The sequence below is a fragment of the Caulobacter sp. GW821-FHT11E11 genome (genome assembly GCF_058808315.1).
Genome location: NZ_JBXARO010000003.1, coordinates 324,107 through 350,122, shown reverse-complemented (window position 1 = coordinate 350,122; position 26,016 = coordinate 324,107). Strand labels below are relative to the sequence as shown.

Genomic DNA, 26,016 nt, shown 5'->3' with positions numbered 1-26,016 from the left:
CTTTTTAGCCCCGGCGAGACAGCCGGATGGCCCCGTCGGCGCCGGCCGAAGCCCGCACCGGGAAAGTGCTTGTCACGGCGGCGACGAAGCTGTTGGGCTCGGTCGTCTGGAAGTAGCCGGCCAGGCGCAGGCCCGAGATCGACGGATCGACGATGCTGATCTGCTGGCGGTTGTAGCGGTTGAACTCGGCCACCGCCTGCTCCAGCGACTGGCCGTTCAGGGCGATGGCGCCCTGGCGCCAGGCCAGGGCCCGGTCGATCTCGCTGTCGGACACCACCCGCGAACGATGGCCCGCCGAGCTGTAGATGGCCGCGACGCCGGCGGTCAGGCGCAGTTCGTCCTTGCCTTCGGTCGGCTCGGGATCCAGGGCGACGGCGCCGCGCTTGACGGTCACGGCCGCGCCGTCCGAGCGCAGGCGCACGGCCATCTCGGCGCCGTCGTCGGCCTGCATCACCGCGTCGGCGGCCTTGATCAGGAACGGACGGGAATCCTTGGCGGCCTCGAACACGGCCTCGCCGCGCACCAGCTTCACCTCGCGCACGCCCTTGCGGTAGCGGACCACGACCTTGCTGTCGGTGTTGAGCTCGATGCGGCTGTTGTCGCTGAGCACGACCACCCGGCGCTCGCCGATGGCCGTGGCGTAGGCGGTCCCGCCGCCGAAGGTCATGACGCCGGTGACGACCACGGCGGCCGCCGCGGTGGCCGCCATGCCACGCGCCCAGCCCGACCGGCTGAACTTGGGCAGGGTCAGGCGGCGCTCGGGGGCCAGCAGGTCACGGTCAGGCCGTTCCACGCCTGGACGCATGGCGCGCAGGCGGTCCAGGCGCGCCCAGGCGGCGGCCTCGCGTTCGAAGGCGGCTTCGTTCTCGTGGCTTTCGGCGCGCCAGGCCTCGAAGGCGGCGCGGTCGGCGGCCGAGCACGAAGGATCGTCAAGCCGGACCACCCAGAGGGCGGCCGCCTGTCTCACCGTTTCGCGTCGTGATCCCGTCTCGCGCTCCATGAGCGTCCTTCGTCGACCTTACTCTTACGCCCGCCGATACGACGTCCCAACTTCTCGGAACAGTACCGGAGACCCTTCACCAAGTGCTTCTCAACAGTAGAGACGGACAGGCCCAGCCTAACCGCTATCTCGTCCGGCGAGAGGCTGTAAACTTTTCTCAACGTGAAGACGCGGCGGCACTGCGCGGGCAGTTCGGCGATCGCGTCGGCCAGGGCGCGCAGTTCCTCACGTGATTCGAGCAGCATGTGGGCGCCGGGCGTCTCGTCGATCGGCTCGATGCGATCGAAGTCGGCCACGGCGGTGATGGTCAGAACCTTGCGGCGGCGCAGCGCGTCCAGGGCGCAGTTGCGCAGGATACGGGTGGAGAAAGCGGCGGGATTTCCGATTTCGCGCCAGGTTTTACAAGCGATGGCGCGCGCGAAGGTCTCGTGGACCAGGTCCTCGGGATCGGTCTGCCCGTCACGGCAGAACTGCCGCGCATAGGCCAGCAGGTCGGGCTCCAGCGGCAGGATCTCCCGCCGGAACCAGGCGCGCCTGTGTTCGTCGTCTTGCGTCATCAACGCTCCCCTTAGGGAGCAGCCAAGCCCATCGAACGCGCGATGGCAACCCGGCGACAGCGGTCGCCGGGTTGTGAACAGCAGCTTTGCCTAGTCGTCGATCACGTTGTTGCGGGTGTCCTTGAGGAACAGCCCACCGATGATAGCGGTCACGCCGGCAATGATCACCGGATACCAGAGGCCGGAGTAGATGTTTCCGGTCGCCGCCACGATGGCGAAGGCCGTGGTCGGCAGGAAGCCGCCGAACCAGCCGTTGCCGATATGGTAGGGCAGCGACATGGCGGTGTAGCGGATCCGGGTCGGAAACAGCTCGACCAGCATCGCCGCGATCGGGCCGTAGACCATGGTCACGTAGATCACCAGCAGGGCCAGCAGGCCGATGACCTTGGGCTTGTCGACCGCGGCCGGGTCGGCCTTGGCCGGATAGCCGGCGGCCTTCAACTGGGCGCCTAGATCGGCTTCCCAGGCCTTGCGGGCGTCGGCGAAGGCCTTGCCCGTCGCGCCGTTGGCGTCAAAGCCTTCCAGGTTCACCGCCCCCACCTGCACCGAGGTCGGCGAGCCGGCCGAACCGGCATGGACGCTGTAGCTGACGCCGGCCTTGGCCAGATAGGCCTTGGCCACATCACAGGGCGTGTTGAACTTGGCCTTGCCGATCAGGTCGAACTGGAAGGCGCAGGTGGCCGGATCGGCCGAGACCACCACCGGCGACGAGGCCTCTGCATGGGCCAGGGCCGGGTTGGCGTAGGTCGTGATGCCCTTGAAGATCGGGAAATAGGTCGCCGCCGCCAGAACGCAGCCCAGGATGATGATCGGCTTGCGGCCGATCTTGTCCGACAGCCAGCCGAAGATGACGAAGAACGGCGTGCCGATCAGCAGAGCGATCGCCACCAGCGTATTGGCGTGGGCGCCGTCCAGCTTCAGGGTCTTTTCCAGGAAGAACAGCGCGTAGAACTGGCCGGTGTACCAGACCACCGCCTGGCCCATGGTCAGGCCCACCAGCGACAGCAGGACGATCTTCAGGTTCTTCCAGTTGCCGAAGGCTTCCTTGAGCGGCTTCTTGGTGCCCTTCCCTTCGGCGATCATCTTCTGGAAGGTCGGGCTCTCGTGCAGCTTCAGGCGGATCCAGAGGGACACGCCCAGCAGCAGCATCGAAACCAGGAACGGGATGCGCCAGCCCCAGGCCTTGAACTGCTCTTCGCCCAGCTGGGTGCGGGTGACCAGGATCACGGCCAGCGACAGGAACAGGCCCACGGTCGCCGTGGTCTGGATCCAGCTGGTGTAGAAGCCCCGCTTGCCCTCCGGCGCATGCTCGGCGACGTAGGTCGCGGCGCCGCCGTACTCGCCGCCCAGGGCCAGGCCCTGGACCAGGCGCATGACCACCAGGGCGATCGGCGCGGCCACGCCGATCTGGGCGTAGGACGGCAGCAGGCCGACCACGAAGGTCGAGACGCCCATCAGCAGCATGGTGATCAGGAAGGTGTTCTTGCGGCCCCAGATGTCGCCCAGGCGCCCGAAGATCACCGCGCCCAGCGGCCGGATCGCGAAGCCCGCGGCGAAGGCCAGCAGCGCCAGGATGAAGCCTGTCGTCTCGTTGACGCCCGAGAAGAAGTGATTGGTGATGATCGCGGCCAGCGAGCCGTAGAGATAGAAGTCGTACCACTCGAACACGGTACCGAGCGAAGACGCCCCGATCACCAGCGCGTCGCGCCCCTTCTTGGGCGCGGCTTGGCTGTCAGCCCCCATTACGCTTGTCCCTTCCCTCGATGCGCCGCGCGTGTCTCCCCGCGGTCGCGAAACCCTAACTCACAGAACGGGATTCATAGACCGAGGATTTCCGGTAGCGCTACCACGTTTTGAAGAACACTGGTTTGGCGAGCGGAACGGGTTCTTAAGGTCAGGACGGCAACATCCCGCAACCTTCCGCAACAAAGCGCCCCGCGCCGGTCCGATGCCCGCTTCCCTGATCCACAGCCGGTTCGCGGCCCAGGCCCGCGCCACGCCGGATTTCGTCGCCCTGTCCTACGCCAAGGGCGAGGTCACCTATGGCGAACTGGAGACCCTGTCGCGCGCCCTGGCGGCGCAGCTGACGCCGGGCGTGCTGACCGGCATCCTGGCCACGCGCGGTCCGCGCCTGGTCGTGGCCATGCTGGCCTGCGCCCGCGCTGGCGCGCCGTTCGTGGTGCTGGACCTGGCCTATCCCCTGCCCCGCCTGCGCAAGATGCTCGACATCTGCCGCCCGGGCCTGCTGCTGGAGGCCGGCCCCGCGCCGGAGGATCTTTCAGACCTGCCGCGCCTGCCGGTGTCTCTGACCGCCGAGGCCACGGACGCCGCGCTGCCGACGGTCGATCCCGATGCCCCGGCCTATCTGCTCTTCACCTCCGGCAGCACGGGCGAACCCAAGTGCGTGGCGGTCTCGCACCGGCCGCTGGTCAATTTCGTCGGCTGGCAGGCGCGCACCTTCGACCTGGGCGCGCCGGACCGCTTCACCCTGCTGTCGGGGCTGTCGCATGATCCGGTGCTGCGCGACGTGTTCACGCCGCTGAGCCTGGGCGCGTCCTTGCACATTCCGGATCAGGCGACGCTGACCGCGCCCGGTGGCCTGGCTGCCTGGTTCGCGGCCGTGCGTCCGACCGCCGCCCACATGACCCCGCCGCTGGGCCAGCTGCTGACCGCCGGCAAGGCCCCCGCCCTGCCCGACCTGCGCTACATCTTCTGGGGCGGCGACGTCCTGCGCCGCAGCTTGGTCGACGCGGTGAGCGCGATCGCGCCCGAGGTCGAGAGCGTCAATTTCTATGGCGCGACCGAGACACCCCAGGCCGCCGCCTTCTACCGCGTGCCACGTCACGACGACGGCGAAGAGCGCCTGCCGATCGGACGCAGCACCGACGGCTTCGAGGTCGAAGCGCAAGAGGACGGCGCCATCGTCATCCGCTCGTCGTTCCTGACCCTGGGGCCGGTGCTCGAGGGCCGCCTGCCGCCGCCCGCGCCGCCCAGCCTACAGACCTACGACACCGGCGACCTGGGCGAGCGTCGCGCCGACGGCGCGGTGATGATCCGGGGCCGCCGCGACGACCAGGTCAAGATCCGCGGCTACCGCGTCGAGATGGCCGAGGTCACCGCCGCCGCCCTCCGCGCCCCCTATGTCGCCCAGGCTGTGACCCTGAACATCGGCGCCGACGCCGCCCGCCTCGCCCTGTTCGTCCAGCCCCTGAACGGCGAGCTGTCGCTCAATCCCGAGGCCCTGCGCGCCCGCCTGGCCGCCGGCCTGCCCGACTACATGGTCCCGGGCACCATCCTGGTCCTGCCCGCCTTGCCCCTGCTGCCCAACGGCAAGGTCGATCGCCAGGCGCTGATCGCCCAGGCTCAGGCCCGCCCGGCCGCCGCGCCGACCCGCGCCGCCGCGACGCCACTGGAGAAGACCCTGGTCGCCGACTGGAGCGACCTGTTCGCCCGCGAGGTCGGGGTCGACGACAGCTTCGCGTCCCTGGGCGGCGACAGCCTGTCTTACGTCACCGCCTATCTGTCGCTGGAAGAGGCCCTGGGCCAGGTCCCCGACAGCTGGACCACCATGACGCTCGCTGAGCTGGCCGCGACCAGCGGCGGCGAGGCGGCCAAGGCCGGTCTCTTCGGTTGGATCGAGAGCGCCATCCTGCTGCGCGCCGTCGCCATCTGCGGCGTGGTCGCCAGCCACTTCCAGCTGATCTTCACCGGCGGCAGCGCCACCAGCGCCCTGCTGTTCGTATCGGGCTACATCTTCGGGACGCTGCAGCTGAACGAGATGGACCACCAGAAGTCCCTCAAGCCCCTGGGCCGGCTGCTGAAGGGCCTGCTGCTGCCGCTGTTCGCCTACGAGTTGGCCAACACCGCCCTGAAGCTGGTCACCCACGACCCGGTGCGGCTGTCGAGCCTACTGCTCTACACCGACTTCCTCGACTATCGCGGCCTGCCCGCCGAGGGCCCCAACGCCTATGGCGGCCACGATCCGGTGATGTGGTACGTGCACTGCATCTTCCACGTCATCCTGCTGTACGGCGCGCTGTTCTGGCTGCTGGACCGGGTGCTGAAGGTGAAGAAGCCGGCCCTCGCCTCGGCGATCACGGTGCTGACCGTGGGCCTGCTGGGCCGCTTCGTTCTGCCGTTCTTCTTCGTGCCCGACTTCGGCCGCGCGCCACTGGACATGATGTCGGTGTTCAAGCACGCCCCGACCACCCACATGGCGACCTTCGCCCTGGCCGCGCTGGCGGGCCTGCTGAAGGGCAAAGGGCGCATCGCCTTCACGATCGCCGCGGCGGTCTACGCCATCGCCAGCTCGCCGTTCTACACGATCGGCGACGCAGCCGTGCTGGCCCCGATCGCGGCGCTGGTGCTGTTCGTGCCCAAGGTCCCGTGGCCGCGCCTGCTGTCCAAGCCGGTCTACATGATCGCCGGGGCGTCGCTGTTCATCTACCTGCTGCACTTCAAGGTGATGGGCGTGTGGACCCGCGTGACCGACGCCTCCCTGGCCTTCGCCTGGGCCCTTGCGATCATCGCCGGCGTCGTGGCCTGGCGCTGCTGGAACCTCGGAATGAAGCTGCTGCCGATGCTGCCGGGCTTGCTGCATCCGCGCCGGCTCTTCACGCGGGCGCCGGCCATCGGCTAGGGTCCGCGCCGAACACCCCGGCCAAAACTTCTGGAATACTCCATGACCCAGATCGTCCGCCGCGCCCTCATCGGCGCCGCCCTCGCCCTGCTGGCCTCGACCTCGGCCTTCGCCGCGGGCAAGCCGCGCGTGGCCATCGAGACAGACAAGGGCACGATCGTCGTCGAGCTGGAGGACAAGAAGGCTCCGATCACGGCCGCCAATTTCCTGGCCTATGCCGACCGGCATCGCTTCGATGGCGGGCAGTTCTTCCGCGCCAACCGGGCCAAGGGCGCGCCGGGCGCGGGCTCGATCCAGGGCCAGCCCAAGCCCTATTCCCGCCGCGCCCCGCCGATCGCCCACGAGAGCACGCTGAAGACCGGCCTCAAGCACAAGGCCGGCGCCATCTCGATGGGCCGCGACGCCCCGGGCTCGGCCACCGCCGACTTCTTCATCTGCGCCAGCCCGCAGCCCTATCTGGACGCCAAGCCGGGCAAGTCCGACGCGGCCCAGGGTTATGCGGTGTTCGGCTATGTCGTCTCGGGCATGGACGTCGTGAAGAAGATCCTGGCCGGCCGCACCGACGGCCCGACCAACGTGCCGTCGATGAAGGGCCAAATCCTGAACCCGGCCGTGAAGATCATTTCGGTGAAGCGGCTCTAGGCCACCGTCTTGAACGGCGCGGCCACCGGTTCAGGCGTCGGGGCCGGGCAGTTCTGGGCCAGGAACTCGCCGTGGCTGGGCAGGCCCGCGACCTGGACGGCCAGCATCGGCTTGGACTGGTCCAGGGTCTGCTGGATGACCTCATAAGGCACGGTGTCGACCAACTGCTGGTAGCGGCGCGGGCGCACGCCCATGCCCTCCATGACCGACTGCCAGGACGGGTTGCGGAACATCTCGTCGACGCCCTCGCGCAGCACGCCGTGGGCCTTGAAGAGTTCGATGCGGGCCTTGAGGGTCTCGGGCACCGGCGCGTCGCGCACATCCCGCCAGAACGGCGTGTCCTCGCGCTGGCTGGTGCAGTAGTGCAGCACGATGAAGTCGCGGATCTCCTCGTAGTCCCCCGTCATGCGGCGGTTGTACTCGGCCGCCAGGGCCGGGTCGCAATCACGGTCGGGGAAGAACCGCAGCAGGTAGTCCATGCCGCGATAGATCAGGTGCAGGGCCGTCGACTCCAGCGGCTCGATGAAACCGCCCGCCAGGCCCACGGCGACCACGTTCTTCTCCCACGGACGCTGACGCATGCCGGTCTTGAACGGGATGAACATGGGGTTCATCAGCGCCGGCCCTTGTAGGTTCCTGACCAGGGTGTCGCGGGCTTCGTCGTCGCTGAGGTGCTTTGAGCTGAACACATAGCCGTTGCCCGCGCGGTGCTGCAGCGGGATGCGCCAACGCCAGCCGGCGTCCTCAGCCTTGGACAGGGTGAAGGGGTGCGGCGGGCCGACGTTCTCCGTCTGCACCACCACGGCGCGGTCGCACAGCAGCACGTCGCCCCAGTCGACGAACGGCACGTCCAGGGTCTTGCCGATCAGCAGGGCGCGGAAGCCCGAGCAGTCGATGAAGAGATCGCCCTCGACCTCGTGGCCGTTCTTCATGATGACCTTGGCGACGCCGCCGTCGGGGCGGGTGACCACGTCGGTGACGATACCCTCGGTGCGCTTGACGCCGCGCGCCTCGGCATAGTCGCGCAGGAACTTGGCCACCAGCCGCGCGTCGATGTGCAGGGCGTAGCTGGCCCCGGCGATCAGGCTGCGCTGGGCCTTGAACGGCAGCATGAACTTCCACTGGTCGGCCATCACCGTGCCGGGCGCGAAGTCCTGCAGGTTGGATGGGTGGCCATTGGCCTTAGCCCGCAGCCAGCACTGGTAGAACTCGTGCGGGCCGATCGGGCCGCCGATGGCGCCGAACGGGTGGTAGTAGACCTCGTCCTTCTGCTTCCAGTCCTCGAAGCGGATGCCCAGCTTGAAGCTGCCTTGCGTGGCCTGGATGAACTCGCGCTCGTCCACGCCCAGGCTGGCGATCAGCTGCAGGAACGGCGGGATGGTCGACTCGCCCACGCCGATCGTGCCGATCTCCTCGGACTCGATCAGCTCGACCGCGCAGCCTCCATCCTTGAAATAGTGGCTGAGCATCGCCGCCGAGATCCAGCCGGCCGAGCCGCCGCCGACGATGACGATCTTCTTGATGGCGTTGGGGTTGGTATTGGTCATCGCGAAGTCCTACTGCGCCGCCATGGGCGCGGGTCGGCAGTACTGATCAAGGAAGGCGCCGTGCGGCGGGGCGGCGTCGACCACCTCGCGGATGGCCTTGCGCATCTCGGCCAGCGGGGCGCTGAGGGTCGCCGGATCTATGCCGTCCAGGGCCGGATCGACCATGTCGGGCAGCAACTCGAAGCCCGCATAGATCGCCATCCAACTGGCCGGCTGGAACATCTCCCAGCGGTAGCGGATGAAGTGGCCGCGCTGGGTGAACAGGTCGACCTTGTGCTTCAGCGTCTCGGGCAAGGCCACGGCGTTGCAGTCGCGCCAGAAGGCGGTGTCGCCCCGCTTGTTGGCCCAGTAGTGCAGGATGATGAAGTCGCGCACGCGCTCCATCTCGCGCCTGGACCAGTCGTTGAACTCGTCGGCCAAAGCGGGCGCGAAGTCGCGGTCCGGGAACAGCATCTTGATCTTCTCGATACCGGTCTCGATCAGGGCGATCGAGGTGCTTTCCAGCGGCTCCAGGAAGCCCGACGCCAAGCCCAGGGCGATGACGTTCTTGTTCCAGACCTGCTTGCGGCGGCCGGGGTTGAAGCGGATCTGCCGGGGCTCGTGCAGCAACGGATCGGGGATCGCCGCCTTCAGCTCGGCCAACGCGTCCTCGTCGCTGATGTGGCGCGAGGAATAGACATAGCCATTGCCGTAGCGGTGCTGCAGCGGGATGCGCCAGCGCCAGCCGGCGCTCTGGGCGGTGACGTCGGTATAGGGCATGGGATCGCCCACGCCCTCGCTCTGCACCGCATAGGCGCGGTCGCACAGCAGCACGTCGTTCCAGTGCTCGTAGCCGGTCTGCAGGGCCTCGTCGATCAACAGACCCCGGAAGCCCGAGCAGTCGATGAAGAGGTCGCCTTCCAGCGTGTCGCCGGTGTGGAGATCCAGCGACGTCACGAAGCCCGTCTCGGGGTGCAGGTTGACCTTGGTGACCTTGGCGTCGATGCGGCGCACGCCGTTGTCCTCGGCCACCCGGCGCATCAGCTGGGCGAACAGGGCCGCGTCGAAATGCAGGGCCCAGTCGAAGATCGACAGGGTCGAGGGCGGGTTGCGCGACGGGGCCATGAACTTGCCCGCCGCCGCCAGCGAGGCGCCCAGCGAGTAGTCGGCGATGTCGGTCGGCTCGCCGGCCTGAGCGAGCTTGCGCCAATAATGATGGAACGAGATCCCCCGCAGGTCCTGACCAAACAGGCCGAACGGGTGGATGAACGACTGGCCCTCGCGGACCCAGTCGTTGAAGCGGATGCCCAGCTTGCAGGTCGCGCCGGTGGCCCGCATCACCTCGATGTCGGTCAGTCCCAGCTGCTGGTAGAAGCCGCGGATGGTGGGGATGGTCGCCTCGCCCACGCCGATCGTGCCGATCTCGGAGCTTTCGACCAGGGTGATCTCGATAGGGCCGCCCTGGAAGTGCCGCTTCAGCGCCGCCGCCGCCATCCAGCCCGCGGTGCCGCCGCCGACGATCACCAGCCTGCGGATTCGATTGTCCTGCATCGCCCTACTCCCGACTGCCGGCTCTGCGTCCGGTTGGGCTCCAGGCTATCGGCTCGCGCGTGAGCCGGACAGGCCCAAGCCCCCCAAATGGAGCTCTCAAAAAAAGAAAGCCGCCGTGGATGTCCACGGCGGCTGCAGGAGGTGAGAGGGTTGGCTGTTACCAGCGAGCGCGGACACCCAGCGTGTAGCGGGGCTCGAACTCGTTCTGGCGGATGTACTGGGTCTTACCCTTGGCGAAGCGAGCGTAGTAATCCTCGATCTCGCCGGTGACGTTTGACCCGTTGAAGTAGACGGTGATGTTGTCGCGAACGTTGTAGCTGACGTTCACGTCCACATAGCCCGTGCTGTCTTGGTAGATCGGGATGTTGTTGCTCATCACCTCGGCCAGACGGTCGGTGCGATAGTTGTAGGCGACGCGCGCCTGCAGCTTGTCGTCCTGGTACCAGCCGACCAGGTTGAACTGGTGCTTGGAGTTGTCCTGGAAGGGCAGCTCCTCGCCGTCCAGACCGGTGCGCGACTCGTTGCTCGGCGAGTAGGTGTAGTTGGTGTCCACGCCGAAGTTCGAGAAGAAGCCGGCGTTGTCGATGAAGTCGCTGACCGCCAGCTTGGCGCCCACTTCGACACCCTTCACCGAGCCACCGTCGCCTTGGATCGGCAGGGTGACGTTGACCGTGCGGCGGATGACGCCGTCCTGGTCGGGGAAGCGGCCGGTGGTGACGCCGTTGGTGACGAAGCTGTCGATCTTCAGCTTGAAGGCCGAGATGTTGAACATCGAGGCGCGGCCGACATAGTACTCGATGGCGCCGTCGAAGTTCGTCGACCGCCACGGGTTCAGCATCGGGTTGCCCGACGATTCCGCGCTGGTGACGCAGCGGACGTTCGGCAGGGCCGCGCCGCAGTCGGCGGTGTTGATCTTCAGACCACCACCGTAGTTGCCCAGGTCGAGGGGCTGCATCGTCTTGGAGTAGGCGAAGCGGAACTTCAGCTTGTCATTGAAGTCGTAGCTGGCGTTCAGCGAGGGCAGCCAGTCGGTGTACTTGCGACGGGTCACCTGGTCGCCCGCGTCGGCGTTGGTGTCGCCGTAGTTGCGGGTGTCGCCGGTCAGGTTCTGCTTGACGGTCAGTTCGGTCTCGATGACGCGCAGGCCGAAGTTACCCGACAGGCCGCCCGCCGCGAAGTTCATCACGCCGTAGGCGCTCTGCTCGTTCAGGCGGACGTCGTAGGTCTGGCCGGGGACCTGCACGCGGATGGCGCCGCCGAACACCTTCTTGTGGAAGGCTTCCGCGTCGTCGAAGTCGTGCGGATCGATGGCCCAGAAGCCGGGGATGCCGCTGGTGATGCCGCCCAGGTCGTCGACCCAGACCACGTTGTTGTAGGTCGACAGGCCGGTCGGCGCATTGACCGTGTAACCTTGGAAGACCGGAGCGCCGGTGACCGGATCGGGCACGAACTCGCCCGCCTGGCACTGGTTCTGGTTCATGACGACGTCGATGGCCTTCCACTGGGCCTCGCAGCCGCCGGCCGGAACGGGCTGGCCGTTGGCCTGCACCGCGCCCGGCGTACCGCCGTAGAAGCCCGAGAACAGGTGGAACTGCTCGACCTCGACCGTGCGCTTGCTCTGGCGAACGCCCGCATCGACCTTGGTGATGAAGCCCAGCAGCGGCTCGTCGAACTTGTAGTGGCCGTCAGCGCGGAACACGTTCATGTCCGAATTGACTTCGTTGTTGCCTTCCGACGAGAAGGCGCCGATGGCGTAGCTGTCCTTGTTCGCCATGTAGTCCTTGAGGGACTTACCCGCGCCCAGGCCGCCGGCCAGCGGACGGTCGAAGCCGCTCCACACCGGGTGATCGCCGCTGATGTTGTAGTGCAACTGCGGGTTGGCGCCGTAACCCTGCGGGTTCGGATCCAGATAGCAGCCACCGGCGCTGCCGGTGATGGCGTTCGTACGACGCGAAGCGGCGAACTTGTCGCAGATCGCCTTCGGATAGAACGTGCCGCGGGTGCGGTCGGCGGCGTCGCGGAACAGGTTGAAGCGGCCGTCGGCATAGCGCCAGTTGCTCAGGTCGCCCTGGGCCTGGCCGTTCATGCTGAGACGATCGCCGTCGGCGCGGATGGCGCGGGCTTCGAAGGTGAACGGACCGCCGTTGTCGTAGTCCAGGCCCAGGTTGAAGTTCTTGGTCTTGGACTTGGTCGTGCGGTTGACGGTGAAGCTGTTCACCCACCACGCGTTGATGTCGTACTCGTCGACGGCCACCCAGTTGCCGATGCCCACCGGGCTGGACACGGTCGGCTTGTTCCAGGTGCCGAAGGCGCCGCCGTCCCAGCGGTTGGAGATGTTGATGCCGACGGCGCGGTTGTACTCGTCGAGCTTGGCGTAGAAGCCCTCGGCGATCAGGGTGAAGCCCTCGCCCAGGTCGGCCTCGAACGCGGCGTTGATGCCGAGGCGCTTACGCTCGACCACGCGGTTGAAGCTCTCGTAGCCGTGGGGCGAGATGTAGCTCTGGGCGAAGCCGCCGCCCCAGTCGTTGTTGCCCGACAGGCCGACAGTGCCCGAATAGTTGTTGCCGAGGTTGGCCTTGCTGGCCGCCGCGCCGACCATCAGGCCGACCCGCTCGTTGCGCCAGTTGACGACGCCGTTCAGCAGGTAGTCGTCCTTCTTGGTGCGTTCGCCGCGCTGGGCTTCGGCCGCGCCCGTGAAGGTCAGGCCTTCCTTGAACTGGAACGGACGGCGAGTGCGCAGGTCGATCGTGCCCGAGATGCCCGACAGGGCGTTGTTCGGGTTGGTCGACTTGTAGACCAGCACCTGGTTCATCAGCTGCGACGGCACGTCCAGCAGGTCCGGCTGGGCCGAGCCCATGTTGCCGGCGCTGAGGTACTGTTCGCCGTTCAGCAGGGTGATGACCTGGCGCAGGCCGCGGATGTTGACGGTCTTGCCTTCACCGGCGTCGCGCTGGATCTGGATGCCCGAGATGCGCTGCAGCGAGTCGGCGATGGTGACGTCCGGCAGCTTACCGATGTCTTCCGACGAGATGGCGTCGACGATCGAGGCCTCGCGGCGCTTGACGTCGACCGACTTGATCTGAGACCCGCGAACGCCGGTGACGACGATCTCTTCGACCGTCGAGTCGCTGGCGGCGGCGTCCTGGGCGAATGCCCCGGTGGCCAGGGCCAGCTGTGATGCGCCGGCGACCAGCGCCAACGTCAGGCCGCGCTTGAGCACGGCTGTCCTTGCTTCCTGTGACAATTCTCGCTCCCCAATTAAGTCGTTTTTATTGGCCGTCCGCCCGCCCCTCGCGCCGCCGCTCTGACGGCGGCTTTCGAGAAACGTTTGAGGCTTTGCGGACCTGTCGACCGCCTGGACCCTGATGAGTCTGGCGATTGTCCAAATCCCTCGGCGGCCCCGGCGCCCGGACACTCGATTCCGGCCCCGCGCCTTCATCGAACGATGTCACATTCATCAAATGTCCCGAGCAAGTCAACAAGAATGTCAACGTTGTCATTCCAGCCCTGCAAGGGTTTTCAGGCCCTCGTCGCACAACCCTTGGCCTAGCATTAGAACGCAACTCCCGCGCCACGGGCCACACTTTTGATCGTATTTCTGTTGTTTTAATTGGATTTTATGCGCAACACATCGAAGCATTTGCAGCGCTGTCACAATGCATCCCGCATGGCGTCGGCCGATATGCCACAACCCCTGAAATACGGGTGTTGGCCATACGAAATGTCCTGAAATTGTCCCGATAACCGACTTTTTTTGACCCGTTTTTGTCCTGAAGCCATGACAGGCAAGACAAGATGGACTATGCCTTCGGTTGCTCACCGCCTTGCGGGCGCCGCCATTGGCTGATGGGGTGCGCCGGGGAAGCTTGGCGGTAGAGCGGGTACGGGGTCCAATGACGACGATCAACGACGTGGCCGAGCGGGCGGGCGTTTCGCCCAAGACCGTCTCCCGCGTTCTCAACGATCACGACAGCGTCAGCGCCAAAACGCGCGATCGCGTCCGCACGGCCATGCAGGATCTCGAGTATCAGCCCAGCGCCGTGGCCCGCAGCCTGCGCTCGCAGGGCTCCGGCTCAGTCGGCGTGCTGATGGGCGACCCATCGGGCGGCTACCACACCCGCGTCCACCACGCCCTGCTACTGGCCTGCGTCGAGACCGGCCGCCACCTGTCGGTCGACCTTAGCGAAGGCCCAATCCCCGGCTGGGCCGACCGTGTCCGCGCCTTTGTCCGGGACAGCGGCATCCGCGAGATGATCCTGCTGCCGCCCGAGTGCGACTTCGGCCCCATGAAGGAGCTGATGCGCGAGCTGGACGTGCGCTGCGTGCTGATCACGCCCACCACGCCCGACCCTCAGTTCCCGGCCATCGGCATGGACGACCGCGCTGCCGCACGCGAGGTCGTCGAGCACCTGTTCTCGCTGGGCCACACCCGCATCGGCCACATCGCCGGCCATCCGGATCACGCCGCCAGCACCCACCGCCGCAACGGCTTCTTCGAGGCCTATGCCGCCCGTGGCCTGCCCCGTCCGTCGCCCGAGCTGATCGTCCAGGGCGAGTTCACCTTCAAGACCGGCATCGACGCGGCCAAGGCCCTGCTGGACATCGAAAACCCGCCGACCGCGATCTTCGCCGCCAATGACGACATGGCCGCCGCCACCTGCATGGAGGCCCAGCGCCGAGGCCTGCGGATCCCCGACGACCTGTCAGTGGTCGGCTTCGACGACGCCCCCATCGCCGGCGTGATCTGGCCGACCCTAACCACCATTCGCCAGCCCTTCGACCAGATGGCCCTGCGCGCGATGCAGACCTTCGCCGCCTGGAGCGCCAATGAGGGCGCCGGCAAGACCAACACCCCCTTCCTCGCGCAGCACTCGCTGGTGGTGCGCGAGTCCACCGGTCCCGCCCGAGACGGTCCGCCGCCTCGGAGACGACCTTAATCCCCTCCCCGACGTGGCCGCAGCGCCGCGCGGGGCGAGACGACCACGGAGGAAACATGACCCAGACGACTTCGCTGGCGACCTGGCGGGGCCTTTCGCTCGCCCTGCTGATCGGCGCCTCAGCGTCAGCGCTGACCGTCGCCCCGGCCCTGGCCGACGCGGCCAAGAAGCCCGCAGCGGCTCCGGCCCATCCGTGGCTGAACCCCAAGCTTTCCGCCGACGCCCGCACCGATCTCGTGCTCAAGGCGATGACCAACGACGAGAAGTTCACGGTCATCTTCGGCTACTTCGGTTCGGACATGAAGCCGAAGTACACGCGCCACAAGGACTCGCTGGAGGCCTCGGCCGGCTACGTGGCGGGCGTTCCCCGCCTCGGCATCCCCGGCCAATGGCAGACCGACGCCGGCGTCGGCGTCGCTACCCAAGGCAGCCACCAGGACCTGCGCGCCCGCACCGCCCTGCCCTCGGGCATGGCCACCACCGCCACCTGGAACCCCGAGCTGGCCTTCAAGGGCGGCGCGATGATCGGCAAGGAGGCCCGCGACTCGGGCTTCAACGTCCAGCTGGCCGGCGGCGTGAACCTGATGCGCGAGCCGCGCAACGGCCGGAACTTCGAATATGGCGGTGAAGACCCCCTACTGGCCGGCGTCATGGTCGCCGCCCAGATCAAGGGCATCCAGTCCAACCACATCATCTCCACAATCAAGCACTACGCCCTGAACGGCCAGGAGACCGGCCGCTTCGTGGTCAGCAGCAACATCAGCGACGCCGCGGCCCGCACCTCCGACCTGCTGGCCTTCCAGTTCGCCATCGAGCAGTCGGACCCGCACTCGGTGATGTGCGCCTACAACCGCGTCAACAGCGACTGGGCCTGCGAGAACGACTGGCTGCTGAACACCGTCCTCAAGAAGGACTGGGGTTACAAGGGCTACGTCATGTCGGACTGGGGCGCCGACCACTCGTCAGCCAAGGCCGCCAACGCCGGCCTCGACCAGGAATCGGCCGGCGAAGCCTTTGACAAGGAGCCCTTCTTCGGCGCGCCGCTGAGGGCCGATCTGGCCAGCGGCAAGGTCAGCCAGGCCCGCATCGACGACATGGCCCGCCGCGTGCTGCGCGCCCTGTTCGCCAGCGGCGCGGTCGACCATCCGGTGACCCAGCCCAAGGGCCACGACCTGCCGGCCGCCACCCTGGCCGCCCACGCCAAGATCACCCAGGCCGACGCCGAGGAAGGCATCGTCCTGCTCAAGAACGACGGCGACCTGCTGCCCCTGGCCAAGACCGCCAAGACCATCGCCGTGATTGGCGGCCATGCCGATGTCGGCGTGCTGTCGGGCGGCGGCTCGTCGCAGGTCTATCCGGCCGGCGGCCGCGCGGTGAAGGGCCTGGAGCCCGCCACCTGGCCGGGCCCGGTGATCTACTATCCGTCCTCGCCGCTGAAGGCGCTGCAGGCCCGTTATCCCAACGCCAAGGTCGTTTACGATGACGGCACGGATCCCGCCCGCGCCGCCAAGTTGGCCGCCGAAAGCGAACTGGCCCTGGTCTTCGCCGACCAGTGGACCACCGAGTCCTGGGACGTCCAGGACCTGAACCTGCCCAAGAAGCAGGACGCCACGATCGACGCGGTGGCCTCGGCCAACAAGAAGACCGTCGTGGTGCTGCTGACCGGCGGTCCGGTGGTCATGCCGTGGCTGGACAAGGTGGGCGCCGTGGTCGAGGCCTGGTTCCCGGGCACGGCCGGCGGCGAAGCCATCGCCCGCGTCCTGACCGGCGAGATCGACGCCACCGGCCGCCTGCCCGTCAGCTTCCCCAAGAGCGTGGCCGACCTGCCGCGTCCCAAGCTGGACGGCGTCGGCAAGGCCGAGGGCGAACTGTTCGACACCGACTACGACATCGAAGGCGCCGCCGTCGGCTACAAGTGGTACGACCTCAAGAAGATCGAGCCGCTGTTCCCGTTCGGCTACGGCCTGTCCTACACCAAGTTCGCCTATTCGAACCTGACGGCCACGGCTGCCGGCGACAAGGTCACGGTCAGCTTCGACGTCAAGAACGTCGGCGCCCGCGCCGGCAAGGACGTCCCCCAAGTCTACGTGGCTCCGAAAGCGGGCGGCTGGGAAGCGCCCAAGCGCCTGGCCGGCTTCAAGAAGGTCGCCCTCGCCCCCGGCGCGACGCAGCGCGTGACCGTCACGGTCGACCCGCGCCTGCTGGCGACCTGGGACGACAAGACCCATGGCTGGTCGATCGCGGCCGGCCAGTACGACATCGCCCTGGGATCCTCGTCCCGGGCCCTCTCCTCCACCGCCCAGGTCACCCTGGCGGCCCGGAGCCTGCCGGTATCTCCGGCGGCGAAGTAAGGGGGTTGGGCGGGATCTAGCCTACCCCTGTCCCGCCGGGCCCATTTACGTCTCTTCCCTCTTCAAGAGCGTCGCCTTCCCGGGTGACGCTCTTTTTTTGCCTGCCGCCTTGCGTCGCATCATTTATAATATAATAGCGCCACACGGCGGTGAACGCCGATGGAGGAAGCACGCGTGATCCGGATCGGCCTCGTCGGCGTGGGCAAGATCGCCCATGACCAGCACATCCCCGCCATCAACGCGGATCCGCGCTTCGACCTGGTCGCCGCCGCCAGCCGCAGCAAGCCGAACCTCGGCGGGATCCCGGTCTTCCACGACATCGACGCGATGCTGAAAGACGGTCCAGAGCTGGACGCCGTCGCCCTGTGCACCCCGCCCCAGGCGCGCCGCGAGACGGCGCTGTCGGCCCTGCGCGCCGGTAAGCACGTGTTCCTGGAAAAACCGCCCGGCGCCACGGTCAGCGAGGTCGCCGAACTGGCCGCCGTCGCCCGCGAGCACGGCGTGGTGCTGTTCACCAGCTGGCACTCGCGCTTCGCCGCCGGCGTGCCACGAGCCAAGGCCTGGCTGGCGTCGCGCAAGGTCCGCAAGCTCGCCATCGAATGGCGCGAGGACGTCCGCCGCTGGCACCCCGGCCAGACCTGGATCTGGCAGGCCGGCGGCATGGGCGTCTTCGACCCCGCCATCAACGCCCTGTCGATCCTGACCGAGATCATGCCGGCCGAGGTGTTCGTCACGGATGCGCGGCTGCAGGTGCCTGAGAATGTCCAGTCGCCAATCGCCGGGCATGTGGAAATGACCACGCTGGGCGGGGCGCAGATCGTCGCTGACTTGGACTTCCTGCAGACCGGGCCGCAGACCTGGGACATCACGGCTTGGACCGATGATGGGGTGCTGAAGCTGTCGCTGGGCGGAGCGGAACTGGAGATCGACGGCGTGGCGGTCGAGGTCGGGGAGAACCGTGAGTATCCGGGGCTTTATGATCGGTTCGCGGGGTTGATCGCGCGGGGCGAGTCCGAGGTGGATGTGCGGCCGCTGGCGCTGGTGGCGGATGCGTTTCTGGTGGGGACGCGGGAGAGCGTGGAGGCGTTTGTCGAATAGCACTTGCCCCCTCCGGGCCTTCGGCCCTCCTCCCCCGGAGGGGGAAGAAGGATCACCTTCCGCCCGCCTTTGGGGGCGGACGACCACGCGGAGCGTGATCAGGTGGGGGCTGCCGACCTAGTTCACCTGCCGCTCCCTGCCTTCCCAGTAGGGCGCCCGCAGCTCCCGCCGCAGGATCTTCCCCGACGCATTCCGCGGCAACGCCTCGACGAAATCCACGCTCTTCGGCGCCTTGAACCCCGCGATCCGGCTCCGCGCGAAGGCGATGATATCCTCCGCATCCGGCGTCACCCCGGGCTTGGCCGCCACCACCGCCTTGACCGCCTCGCCCCACTTCTCGTCAGGCACGCCGATCACCGCCACCTCGGCTACGTGCGGGTGGCCGTACACCGCGCTCTCCACCTCGGCGGGATAGATGTTCTCGCCGCCCGAGATGATCATGTCCTTCACCCGGTCGTGGATGAACAGATAGCCGTCCTCGTCCAGGTAGCCGGCGTCGCCGGTGCGCAGCCAGCCGTCGACGTCGACGGTCTTGCGGGTGGCCTCGTCCAGCTTCCAGTAGCCGGCCATGTTCGAGCCCGAGCGGATGGCGATCTCGCCCACGGCGCCCGTCGCCACGCTATTCCCAGCGTCGTCCATGACCTTGATCTCGACGCCCGGCATCGGCAGCCCCGCCGCGCGCATGCGCTTGTTGCCGGCCGGGTCGTGGTCCTCGGGCGGCAGATAGACCACCGTGCCGGTCGTCTCGGTCATGCCGTACTGTTGGACGAAGCCGCAGCCGAACACCTCCATGCACTCGCGCAGCAGGTCCAGCGGGATGGGCGCGGCGCCATAGAGGATGTGGCTCAGCCGCGAATAGTCGATCTCGCGCGCCCGGGGCTGGCGCACCACGATCTGCAGCGCCGCCGGCACCATGAACATCTTGGAGACGCGGTCCTTCTCGATGAAGTCCAGCACCTTGAAGGGATCGAACTCGCGCGCCACCACGCCCTTGGCGCCGTTCATCAGGCCCACCAGGCCCCAGCCCGTGCCGCCAATATGGGCCACCGGCATGGCGACCAGGCTGACGTCCTCTGGCCCCCACTGATTCCATTCCATCGGGTTCTTGGAAGCCTCGCGGCGCATGCCCAGCAGGTTGTCGTGGGTCAGCATCGCGCCCTTGGGCCGTCCCGTGGTGCCCGAGGTGTAGAGCTGGATGGCGATATCGGAGGTCTCGATCGGCTTGTGCGGATCGCTGTCGGGCTGCTTGTCGCGCCAAGCCTCGAAGGTCGGGTGCTCGCCCGCGCCCTCGGCCTCCATGGCGATGACCACCGGGCGATGAGTCAGCTCGGCCGCCACCGCCTCGACATGAGCGATCAGTTCGGGACCGACGAAGACGATCCTGGCCTCGCTGTCGCCGACGATATAGGCGATCTCGGGCGCGGCCAGCCGCCAGCCGATCGGTGTGGTCACCACCCCGGCCTTGGCGGCGCCCAGCAGCAGCTGGAAATAGTGGTCGCTGTTCTTGCCGACATAGGCGACGCGGTCGCCCGTCCCCAGGCCCGCCGCGATCAGGGCGTGGGCCACCTGGTTCGCATGGCGGTCGAACTGAGCGAAGCTCGTCTCGCGCCCTTCAAAGACGAACGCCACGTCGCCGGGCCGCACCTCCGCATGATAGCGGGCGACGTCGCCCAGAGTATGCATGCGGTCGAAATCGATCGCGGTCGACATCAGGCCTGGCTCCCTCGTTCGCCCACTCTAGCGGCGGGTCAAACGGATGTTGGGCCTCAGCCGCGCTCCCGGCAAGCTATCCGTATCGATAGGGCGTCAACGCCAGGCGCGGACGCCGACCACGATCGCCGTGCTGCCCGCCCGCTCGCCCAGCGGCGTCATTGGGCCGAAGGTCCGCTCCCGGACGATCCCGACATAGGGCGCGAATTCGCGGGTGATCTCGTAGCGCAGGCGCAGGCCACCCTCGAGCTTGGCGGCGCCGGCCTCGGCCACGTCGGCCTCGACGCGCGGCTGCAGGATCAGCCTCTGGGTCAGGCGCAGGTCGTACGACGCCTCGGCCCGGGCCGAGACATCGCCCTGGTCGGACAGATAGGCCGCGCCCTGGAGCTCGAACCAGTAGGGCGCCAGGCCCTCGAAGCCGACAGTGGCATAGGACCGCCCCTTCGGCGCCAAGTCGTAGCGCACGCCGGCCTGCAGGTCGAAGTAGGGCCCAACCGGCCAGGCCTTCAGCAACTCGGCCTCACCGCTCTCCCAACCCTCGCCGTCGACGCGTTCGCCGCGCGCCTTCACGACCCACTTGGAGGCATCGTTGCCCGACCAGGCCTCACCCTCGAACGCCTGGGCGTCGCCGCCCTTGCGTGAGCGGTATTCCAGTTGGTCGGCGCGGACGGTCCAGAAACTGCCGCCCCCGTGCTCCTTCATCAGCTGGGCGCGAGCCGCCGCCATGGCCTGGGGCGTGTAGAAGCGCTCGGCGGCATGGTCGGTCGGCGCGACCGGCGCGGGCTGTTCGATCGCCGCCGGCGGAGGCGCGTGATGCGCGTGCTGGACCATCATAGCGGCCGCACCGTCACGACATTGAACATCCCAGCATGCATGTGCAGCAGCAGGTGGCAGTGGAAGGCCCAGTCGCCGGGCTCGTCCGCCGTCAGGTCGAAGGCCACCTTGCCGCCCGGGGCGACATTGACCGTGTGCTTCAGCGGCTGATGCGCCTGGCCGTTGACCAGCTCGAAGAAGTGGCCGTGCAGGTGGATCGGGTGGGCCATCATGGTGTCGTTGATCAGCACCACCCGCACCCGCTCATCGCGCTGGAAGGCGATCGGCTTCTTGATCGGCCCGAACGCCTCGCCGTCGAACGCCCACATGAAGCGCTCCATGTTGCCGGTCAGGTGGATCTCCATCTCCCGGCCGGGCGGGCGTATGTCCTTTGCCGGAACGAGATTGGCCAGATCGGCGTAGCGCAGCACCTTGTGCCCTACGTCCTCCAGCCCCTGCGGCGGCTGGCCCATGCGGTCCATCGGCATCGGCGAGATGGTCTGGACGCCTGGCGTCAGCGGCACATTCGGGGCGTTGCTCTGCGAGCGCATCGACATGTCCATGCCCGGCATGTCCATCCCATGGTGCATGTTCCCCATGCCCATGTCCTTCATGGTCGCCAGCGGCCGCTTCCTCAGCGGCGGCACGGCGGCGGTCATGCCCGGACGCGGCGCCAGGGTCCCGCGCGCCAGCCCCGAACGGTCCGAGGCTTCGGCGACGAGCGTGAAGGCCTCGTCCCGCGTCGGCCGCACGACGACGTCATAGGTCTCGGCCGGTGCGATCTGGAACTCGTCCACCGCCACCGGCACGACCGGCTGGCCATCGGTCGCCACGACCTCCAGGCCCAGGCCCGGAATCCGCACGTTGAAGATGGTCATCGCCGCGGCGTTGATGAAGCGCAGCCGCACCCGCTCGCCCGGCGCGAACAGACCCGTCCAGTTGTCCCCCGGCCCCTGGCCATTGATCAGATAGGTGTAGGTCGAGCCGGTGACGTCGGCGATGTCCGTGGGGTCCATCCGCATCTTGCCCCAGTCGACGCGGTCCTTCAGCGACTGGTCCTGGCCCGCCAGCAGGCCGCCGACCGTCTGCTTCTGCAAGTTGAAGTGGCCGGCATTGACCTTCAGCTTCCGGAACAGGTCGTGCGGATGCAGGAAGCTCCAGTCCGACAGCACCACCACGTGCTCGCGGTCGTAAGCGATCGGATCCTCGCCCGCCGGGTCGATGATCATCGGGCCGTAATGGCCGACCTGCTCCTGCAGGCCCGAATGGCTGTGCCACCAGTAGGTGCCAGCCTGCCGCACCGGGAACTCATAGGTGAAGGTCTCGCCCGGCTTGATGCCCGGAAAACTGACGCCCGGCACGCCGTCCATCTGGAACGGGACCAGCAGGCCATGCCAGTGGATCGAGGTATCTTCGTCGAGGTTATTGGTGACCGAGAGCCTGACGTTCTGGCCTTCCTTCAACCGGATCAGCGGACCGGGGATCGAGCCGTTGACGGTCACCGCATGACCCGCCCTGCCGTCGATCTTCGCCATCGTGTGGCCGACGGTCAGCTTGATCTCGTCGCCCGACAGCGCCGCCGGTCGCGCGCCCTCGCTGGCCATCGCCCAATCGGGCAGCAGGCCGGCCGCGCCCAAACCAAAAGCGCCGCGCAGCAAGATCCTTCGATCGATCATCCGCTATCCGTATTCCAACGCTTCACGCAGTTGGGTATCACCCAAAGCATGTCCAAGAGCACCCCTGCCACGATCGCATTGAGCAAGGCCGGCGTCGCGTTCGACCTGCATACGTACGACTACGACCCTGGATCCGAGCGTGTAGGTCTCCAAGCGGCCGAGGCCCTGGGCGAGGACCCCAGCCGCGTGCTCAAGACCCTGGTGGTGATGCTCGACGGCAAACCCGCCTGCGCCATCCTGCCCTCGGACAAGGAGGTCAGCATGAAGAAGCTGGCCGCCGCCCTGAAGGGCAAGTCGGCCGCCATGGCCCCCGTCCCTGACGCCGAACGCATCACCGGCTACAAGGTCGGCGGCGTCAGCCCCTTCGGCCAGAAGAAGCGCCTGCCGACGGTCATGGAAGAAGCCGCCTTGGCGCAGCCCTACGTCTTCCTCAACGGCGGCCAGCGCGGCCTGCAGGTGAAGCTGGCTCCGGCGGATGCGGTGAAGGCCCTGGGCGCGGTGACGGCGGCCATCGTCTCGGAGTAGGCGCCGGCTTGATATCCCGCGCGGTTCTCGCCTATAAGCCGCGCCTCCTGGCCCGGTTGGGTAGCTCAGATGGTTAGAGCGGTGGATTCATAACCCACAGGTCGGCGGTTCGATCCCGCCTCCAACCACCAGGACTGACCTCTTTCTCCCTGAAAATACAACGCGATGTCACCCCGGCGGGTGAGGCGGATGCTTGGCCAGATGCAGCGCCATGCCGATGCCGTTCCACACCGCGTGCGACAGGATCGCCAGGCCGTAGGCGACTCGCCCAGCTTGCCTGGACCAGTCCCAGGACATGTAGGCCATCAGCAGGAAAGCGAAGGCTTGGCCTAGCGTCCCCGGGCTGGCGCCGTGCAGCAGCCAGGACGCGCCGAAGATGATCGCCAGCATGATCCACAGCGCCAGCGACACCCGCTCGCGGTTCGTGCGCCGCACCAGGTAGGTGACGAACGGCGTCTCGATCAGCGCCGGCAGCAGGACCCAGCTCGCAAACACCGCCCAGGCCCCGGCGTCGGGCGGCGGCGGCGCGGGTCCCCGGGTGGAACCGCCGACGATCGTATTGGCTGCAGCCCGCACCAGCAGCGAGATCGTGAACAGCGCCACGCCCACCAGCACGGCCTGACCGATCAGCTTGCCCAATTTCCTGTCGCCCGCGCCCATGACCGATCCATGCCACAGATTGTGACATGACGCCTACTAGTCTTGAGCGCGAGCGAGGTTTGACCGCCGCTTGCCCCGCCCCCTACTCTGCCGGCATGACCCAAACGGCCTTCAAAGGCGGATGCCTGTGCGGCGCTCTACGCTGGGAAGCCGATCGCGCGCCCGACTTCATGGGCGTGTGCTGCTGCGCCGACTGCCGCAAGGCGTCGGGCTCGGGCTTCATCCCATTCATGGGCTTCCCGGCCTCGGCCCTGACCATCACCGGCCCGGCGCGGCAATATCGCAGTCCCGCCTTCCGCGGTGGCGAGGCCACCCGCAATTCCTGCCCGAACTGCGGGGGCCTCGTTTTTGGCGGGGAGCATGGCTTGCATGGCTCCCACACCATCTATGCCGGGTCGCTGGATGACCCGGGCCTGTTCAAGCCCGCCATGGCGCTGTTCGGCCGCGACAAGCCCGACTGGGTGGTCCTGCCCCAAGGCGTGACCGTGTTCGAGACGATGCCCGATTAAGGGCCCGACTAGGGACCCGACTAAGCCATCATGCCGGCGTCGTGCGCATCGGCGGCCTGCCCCACCAGCGCCACCGCCTTGGCCGCGCCCACCAGCTCGGCGCCATAGGCCGCCGTGCCGTCATAGGCCTTGCCCAGGAAGGCCTTTACCGCCTCGGCATAGGCGCCGACGCCGGCCTCCAGCCCCTTGGACATCAGGAAGCCCGCCACCGCCGCCTTGGCCCCCAGGGCGTCGTGGCCATAAGCCTCGAAGTACTTCTGCTGGGACACGATGTAGTCGATGGCGGCGTTGACGTTGACGCCCGCCGTCTGGGCTTTCGTATTGCCGATGATGGCGTCGTAGATCTTGGCCGCCGCGTCGCGGAAGTTCAGCGTGTCGTAGGCGGTCTTGAAGGTCACCGCCCCCGTGCCGCTCATGGCCTGGTTGACCGCGAACTCGATGTACTTGTTCTCGGTATTGTAGATCGCATAGGCGAAGTCGGTCAGGTCGGTGGTGTTGGTCGCGCTGTCGATCAGCTCGGTCAGCGCCGCCTGGGTCGGGGTCTTGCCGGTAAAGAAATTCATCGCCTGCAACGCCAGGGCCGAGGTGTCGGCCGAGAAGCCGATCAGCTTCTCCAGGAACACCGCCTTGGTGATCTTGCCGGCCGTGACGTCGGCCTGTAGCTGCACCAGCAGCTTCATCTCGGCATAGAAGGCGTTGACCACCTTCTCGCCGTTCGGGCCGGTCAGATATTCCGAAAGCGCCTTGGACGAGGTGGCGGCGATGCCGGCCAGGGCCTTGTAGGCGTCCTTGATCTGGGCGTCGGTCAGCACGATCGGATTGGCGACCGCTCCACCACCGCTGTCGCCGCCGCCCGAGCCGAAGGCGACGCTGAGCGGCGTGTCCAGCGGCCACTTCAGCAAGGCCTCCTTCAGGGTGGCCAGGCCGATATTGATCAGCACCGGATTGGCCTCGACCAGGGCGAGGGCCGCGTCGACCTCGGGGGTCAGGACGTTGAAACTCTTCAGCAGTCCCCGGATGTCGGAAAACTTGAAGCTGGCCTGGATCAGGCCGCTGTCGATCAGCTGGACCAGGAACTGGAAGTCGCGAAGTGTCGGTTCGGCCATGACGGGATCCCTTGCGGGACCCTCGTCGCACCACGCGCCACGTCCCCGAACGCCGTTCTACGGTTCGGGCCGCCCGCGCCGACATCCCCAGGTCAGGGGGTTGTGGGCGAACTCAACCTCCAGGAAGGGTGCCCGGACGAATGTAGGCGAACATGTGCGAGACCCAGTCGGGCTTGCCCAGGGCCACGCCCTTGTGACGCAGGATCGCGTAGGCGGTCGTCAGATGGAAGTAGAACTGGGCCAGCGCCCAGTCGCGCAGGAACTGCTCGCCGGTCATGTCGAAGACGATGCCGTTGGGCATCTTCAGCTCGATCTTGCGCTCGGCCGCGCCGTCGAAGGCGGAGGCTTGTGTCGCCTGCACCCGCGCGACGGCCTCTGCCAGCTGGGCGCGCAGGCCGTCGAAGTCGGTAGCGTCCTCGGCCGGGGTGAACGAGTCCGAGCCGGTCAGCTGCCGCAGCATGTCACTGGCCTGGGTGCAGACGAACCGCACCTGGGTCGACAGCGGGAACATGTCCGGCGCCAGGCGGGTCGACAGGAGGTCCTCGGACGACAGGCCGCTCTCGGCGGCGAAGGCCTGCGCCTTAGTTAGCTGGTTCGACAGGCCCTTCAGCATCTGGGCGTAGGTCGGGACGGCGATCGCGTGCAGGTCCATGGGGGCTCTCCGGTTTAAGGCGGAGCTAAGCTGAGGTGGCCGCCCCGCGCCAGAGGGACCGCGC

At 67.5% G+C, this 26,016-nt stretch carries 19 protein-coding genes and 1 tRNA gene; 8 read left to right on the top strand and 12 right to left on the bottom strand.

Features of this window, described 5'->3' with window-relative positions; genetic code table 11:
• Window positions 1-4: 4 nt before the first annotated feature.
• The 3 genes from AC1RR5_RS08950 to AC1RR5_RS08940 form a co-directional block, all read right to left on the bottom strand.
• Complete coding sequence (locus AC1RR5_RS08950; protein WP_492920964.1) at window positions 5-1,000, bottom strand: FecR family protein; 996 nt, start codon at window positions 998-1,000, stop codon at window positions 5-7.
• Window positions 964-1,560 (bottom strand): RNA polymerase sigma factor, encoded by a 597-nt coding sequence (locus AC1RR5_RS08945; RefSeq protein WP_492920963.1) that lies wholly within the window; start codon window positions 1,558-1,560, stop codon window positions 964-966. The genes AC1RR5_RS08950 and AC1RR5_RS08945 overlap by 37 nt, the downstream gene beginning before the upstream one ends.
• Before the next feature lie 87 nt (window positions 1,561-1,647).
• Window positions 1,648-3,300: an MFS transporter gene (locus AC1RR5_RS08940; RefSeq protein ID WP_492920962.1), complete on the bottom strand. Its 1,653-nt coding sequence runs from the start codon at window positions 3,298-3,300 to the stop codon at window positions 1,648-1,650.
• Between the two features lie 205 nt (window positions 3,301-3,505).
• On the opposite strand from AC1RR5_RS08940, the gene AC1RR5_RS08935 reads away from it, so the two are divergent.
• Together AC1RR5_RS08935 and AC1RR5_RS08930 are read left to right on the top strand one after the other, a co-directional pair.
• On the top strand, window positions 3,506-6,196 hold the full coding sequence (locus AC1RR5_RS08935; protein ID WP_492920961.1) for an AMP-binding protein: 2,691 nt from the start codon (window positions 3,506-3,508) through the stop codon (window positions 6,194-6,196).
• A gap of 42 nt (window positions 6,197-6,238) precedes the next feature.
• On the top strand, window positions 6,239-6,838 hold the full coding sequence (locus AC1RR5_RS08930; RefSeq protein ID WP_492920959.1) for a peptidylprolyl isomerase: 600 nt from the start codon (window positions 6,239-6,241) through the stop codon (window positions 6,836-6,838).
• Here the strand turns inward: AC1RR5_RS08930 and AC1RR5_RS08925 are convergent.
• The 3 genes from AC1RR5_RS08925 to AC1RR5_RS08915 all read right to left on the bottom strand — a co-directional run bounded on the left by AC1RR5_RS08925 (window position 6,835) and on the right by AC1RR5_RS08915 (window position 13,159).
• A complete protein-coding gene (locus AC1RR5_RS08925; RefSeq protein ID WP_492920958.1) occupies window positions 6,835-8,385 on the bottom strand; it encodes a tryptophan halogenase family protein in 1,551 nt (516 codons plus the stop codon). The genes AC1RR5_RS08930 and AC1RR5_RS08925 overlap by 4 nt on opposite strands.
• A 9-nt stretch (window positions 8,386-8,394) precedes the next feature.
• Window positions 8,395-9,915, bottom strand: a complete 1,521-nt coding sequence (locus tag AC1RR5_RS08920) for a tryptophan halogenase family protein (protein ID WP_492920956.1) — start codon at window positions 9,913-9,915, stop codon at window positions 8,395-8,397.
• 157 nt (window positions 9,916-10,072) lie between these two features.
• Complete coding sequence (locus tag AC1RR5_RS08915) at window positions 10,073-13,159, bottom strand: TonB-dependent receptor (protein WP_492920955.1); 3,087 nt, start codon at window positions 13,157-13,159, stop codon at window positions 10,073-10,075.
• 649 nt (window positions 13,160-13,808) lie between these two features.
• Between AC1RR5_RS08915 and AC1RR5_RS08910 the strand changes: the two genes are divergently transcribed.
• The 3 genes from AC1RR5_RS08910 (at window position 13,809) to AC1RR5_RS08900 (ending at window position 18,301) form a co-directional block, all read left to right on the top strand.
• The gene (locus AC1RR5_RS08910; protein ID WP_492920954.1) at window positions 13,809-14,852 is read left to right on the top strand and encodes a LacI family DNA-binding transcriptional regulator; all 1,044 of its coding nucleotides are present in this window, start codon (window positions 13,809-13,811) and stop codon (window positions 14,850-14,852) included.
• Window positions 14,853-14,908: 56 nt separating this feature from the next.
• Window positions 14,909-17,203 carry a beta-glucosidase family protein gene (locus AC1RR5_RS08905; RefSeq protein WP_492920952.1) on the top strand — a complete coding sequence of 765 codons (2,295 nt, stop codon included), beginning with the start codon at window positions 14,909-14,911 and terminating at the stop codon, window positions 17,201-17,203.
• Between the two features lie 174 nt (window positions 17,204-17,377).
• Window positions 17,378-18,301: a Gfo/Idh/MocA family protein gene (locus AC1RR5_RS08900; RefSeq protein WP_492920950.1), complete on the top strand. Its 924-nt coding sequence runs from the start codon at window positions 17,378-17,380 to the stop codon at window positions 18,299-18,301.
• 117 nt (window positions 18,302-18,418) lie between these two features.
• On the opposite strand, the gene AC1RR5_RS08895 is transcribed toward AC1RR5_RS08900, so the two are convergent.
• From AC1RR5_RS08895 to AC1RR5_RS08885, 3 genes are all read right to left on the bottom strand, one after another.
• Window positions 18,419-20,011, bottom strand: a complete 1,593-nt coding sequence (locus AC1RR5_RS08895) for a fatty acid--CoA ligase (protein WP_492920948.1) — start codon at window positions 20,009-20,011, stop codon at window positions 18,419-18,421.
• Between the two features lie 96 nt (window positions 20,012-20,107).
• Window positions 20,108-20,845 (bottom strand): copper resistance protein B, encoded by a 738-nt coding sequence (locus tag AC1RR5_RS08890; protein WP_492920946.1) that lies wholly within the window; start codon window positions 20,843-20,845, stop codon window positions 20,108-20,110.
• Window positions 20,842-22,500 carry a copper resistance system multicopper oxidase gene (locus tag AC1RR5_RS08885; protein ID WP_492920945.1) on the bottom strand — a complete coding sequence of 553 codons (1,659 nt, stop codon included), beginning with the start codon at window positions 22,498-22,500 and terminating at the stop codon, window positions 20,842-20,844. Before AC1RR5_RS08885 ends, AC1RR5_RS08890 begins: the two co-directional genes overlap by 4 nt.
• A gap of 48 nt (window positions 22,501-22,548) precedes the next feature.
• Here AC1RR5_RS08885 and ybaK point away from each other — a divergent pair, with 48 nt between their 5' ends.
• Together ybaK and AC1RR5_RS08875 are read left to right on the top strand one after the other, a co-directional pair.
• A complete protein-coding gene (gene ybaK, locus AC1RR5_RS08880) occupies window positions 22,549-23,025 on the top strand; it encodes a Cys-tRNA(Pro) deacylase (protein ID WP_492920943.1) in 477 nt (158 codons plus the stop codon).
• Between the two features lie 54 nt (window positions 23,026-23,079).
• A tRNA-Met gene (locus tag AC1RR5_RS08875) sits at window positions 23,080-23,156 on the top strand.
• 37 nt (window positions 23,157-23,193) lie between these two features.
• On the opposite strand, the gene AC1RR5_RS08870 is transcribed toward AC1RR5_RS08875, so the two are convergent.
• Complete coding sequence (locus AC1RR5_RS08870; protein ID WP_492920942.1) at window positions 23,194-23,664, bottom strand: hypothetical protein; 471 nt, start codon at window positions 23,662-23,664, stop codon at window positions 23,194-23,196.
• Between the two features lie 116 nt (window positions 23,665-23,780).
• On the opposite strand from AC1RR5_RS08870, the gene AC1RR5_RS08865 reads away from it, so the two are divergent.
• Complete coding sequence (locus AC1RR5_RS08865; protein ID WP_492920940.1) at window positions 23,781-24,194, top strand: GFA family protein; 414 nt, start codon at window positions 23,781-23,783, stop codon at window positions 24,192-24,194.
• A gap of 20 nt (window positions 24,195-24,214) precedes the next feature.
• Here AC1RR5_RS08865 and AC1RR5_RS08860 read toward each other — a convergent pair whose 3' ends face one another.
• Window positions 24,215-25,300 (bottom strand): hypothetical protein, encoded by a 1,086-nt coding sequence (locus tag AC1RR5_RS08860; protein WP_492920938.1) that lies wholly within the window; start codon window positions 25,298-25,300, stop codon window positions 24,215-24,217.
• A gap of 112 nt (window positions 25,301-25,412) precedes the next feature.
• Entirely contained in the window at window positions 25,413-25,952 is a 540-nt protein-coding gene (locus AC1RR5_RS08855) for a DUF1993 domain-containing protein (RefSeq protein ID WP_492920937.1), read from the bottom strand.
• Window positions 25,953-26,016 lie beyond the last annotated feature (64 nt).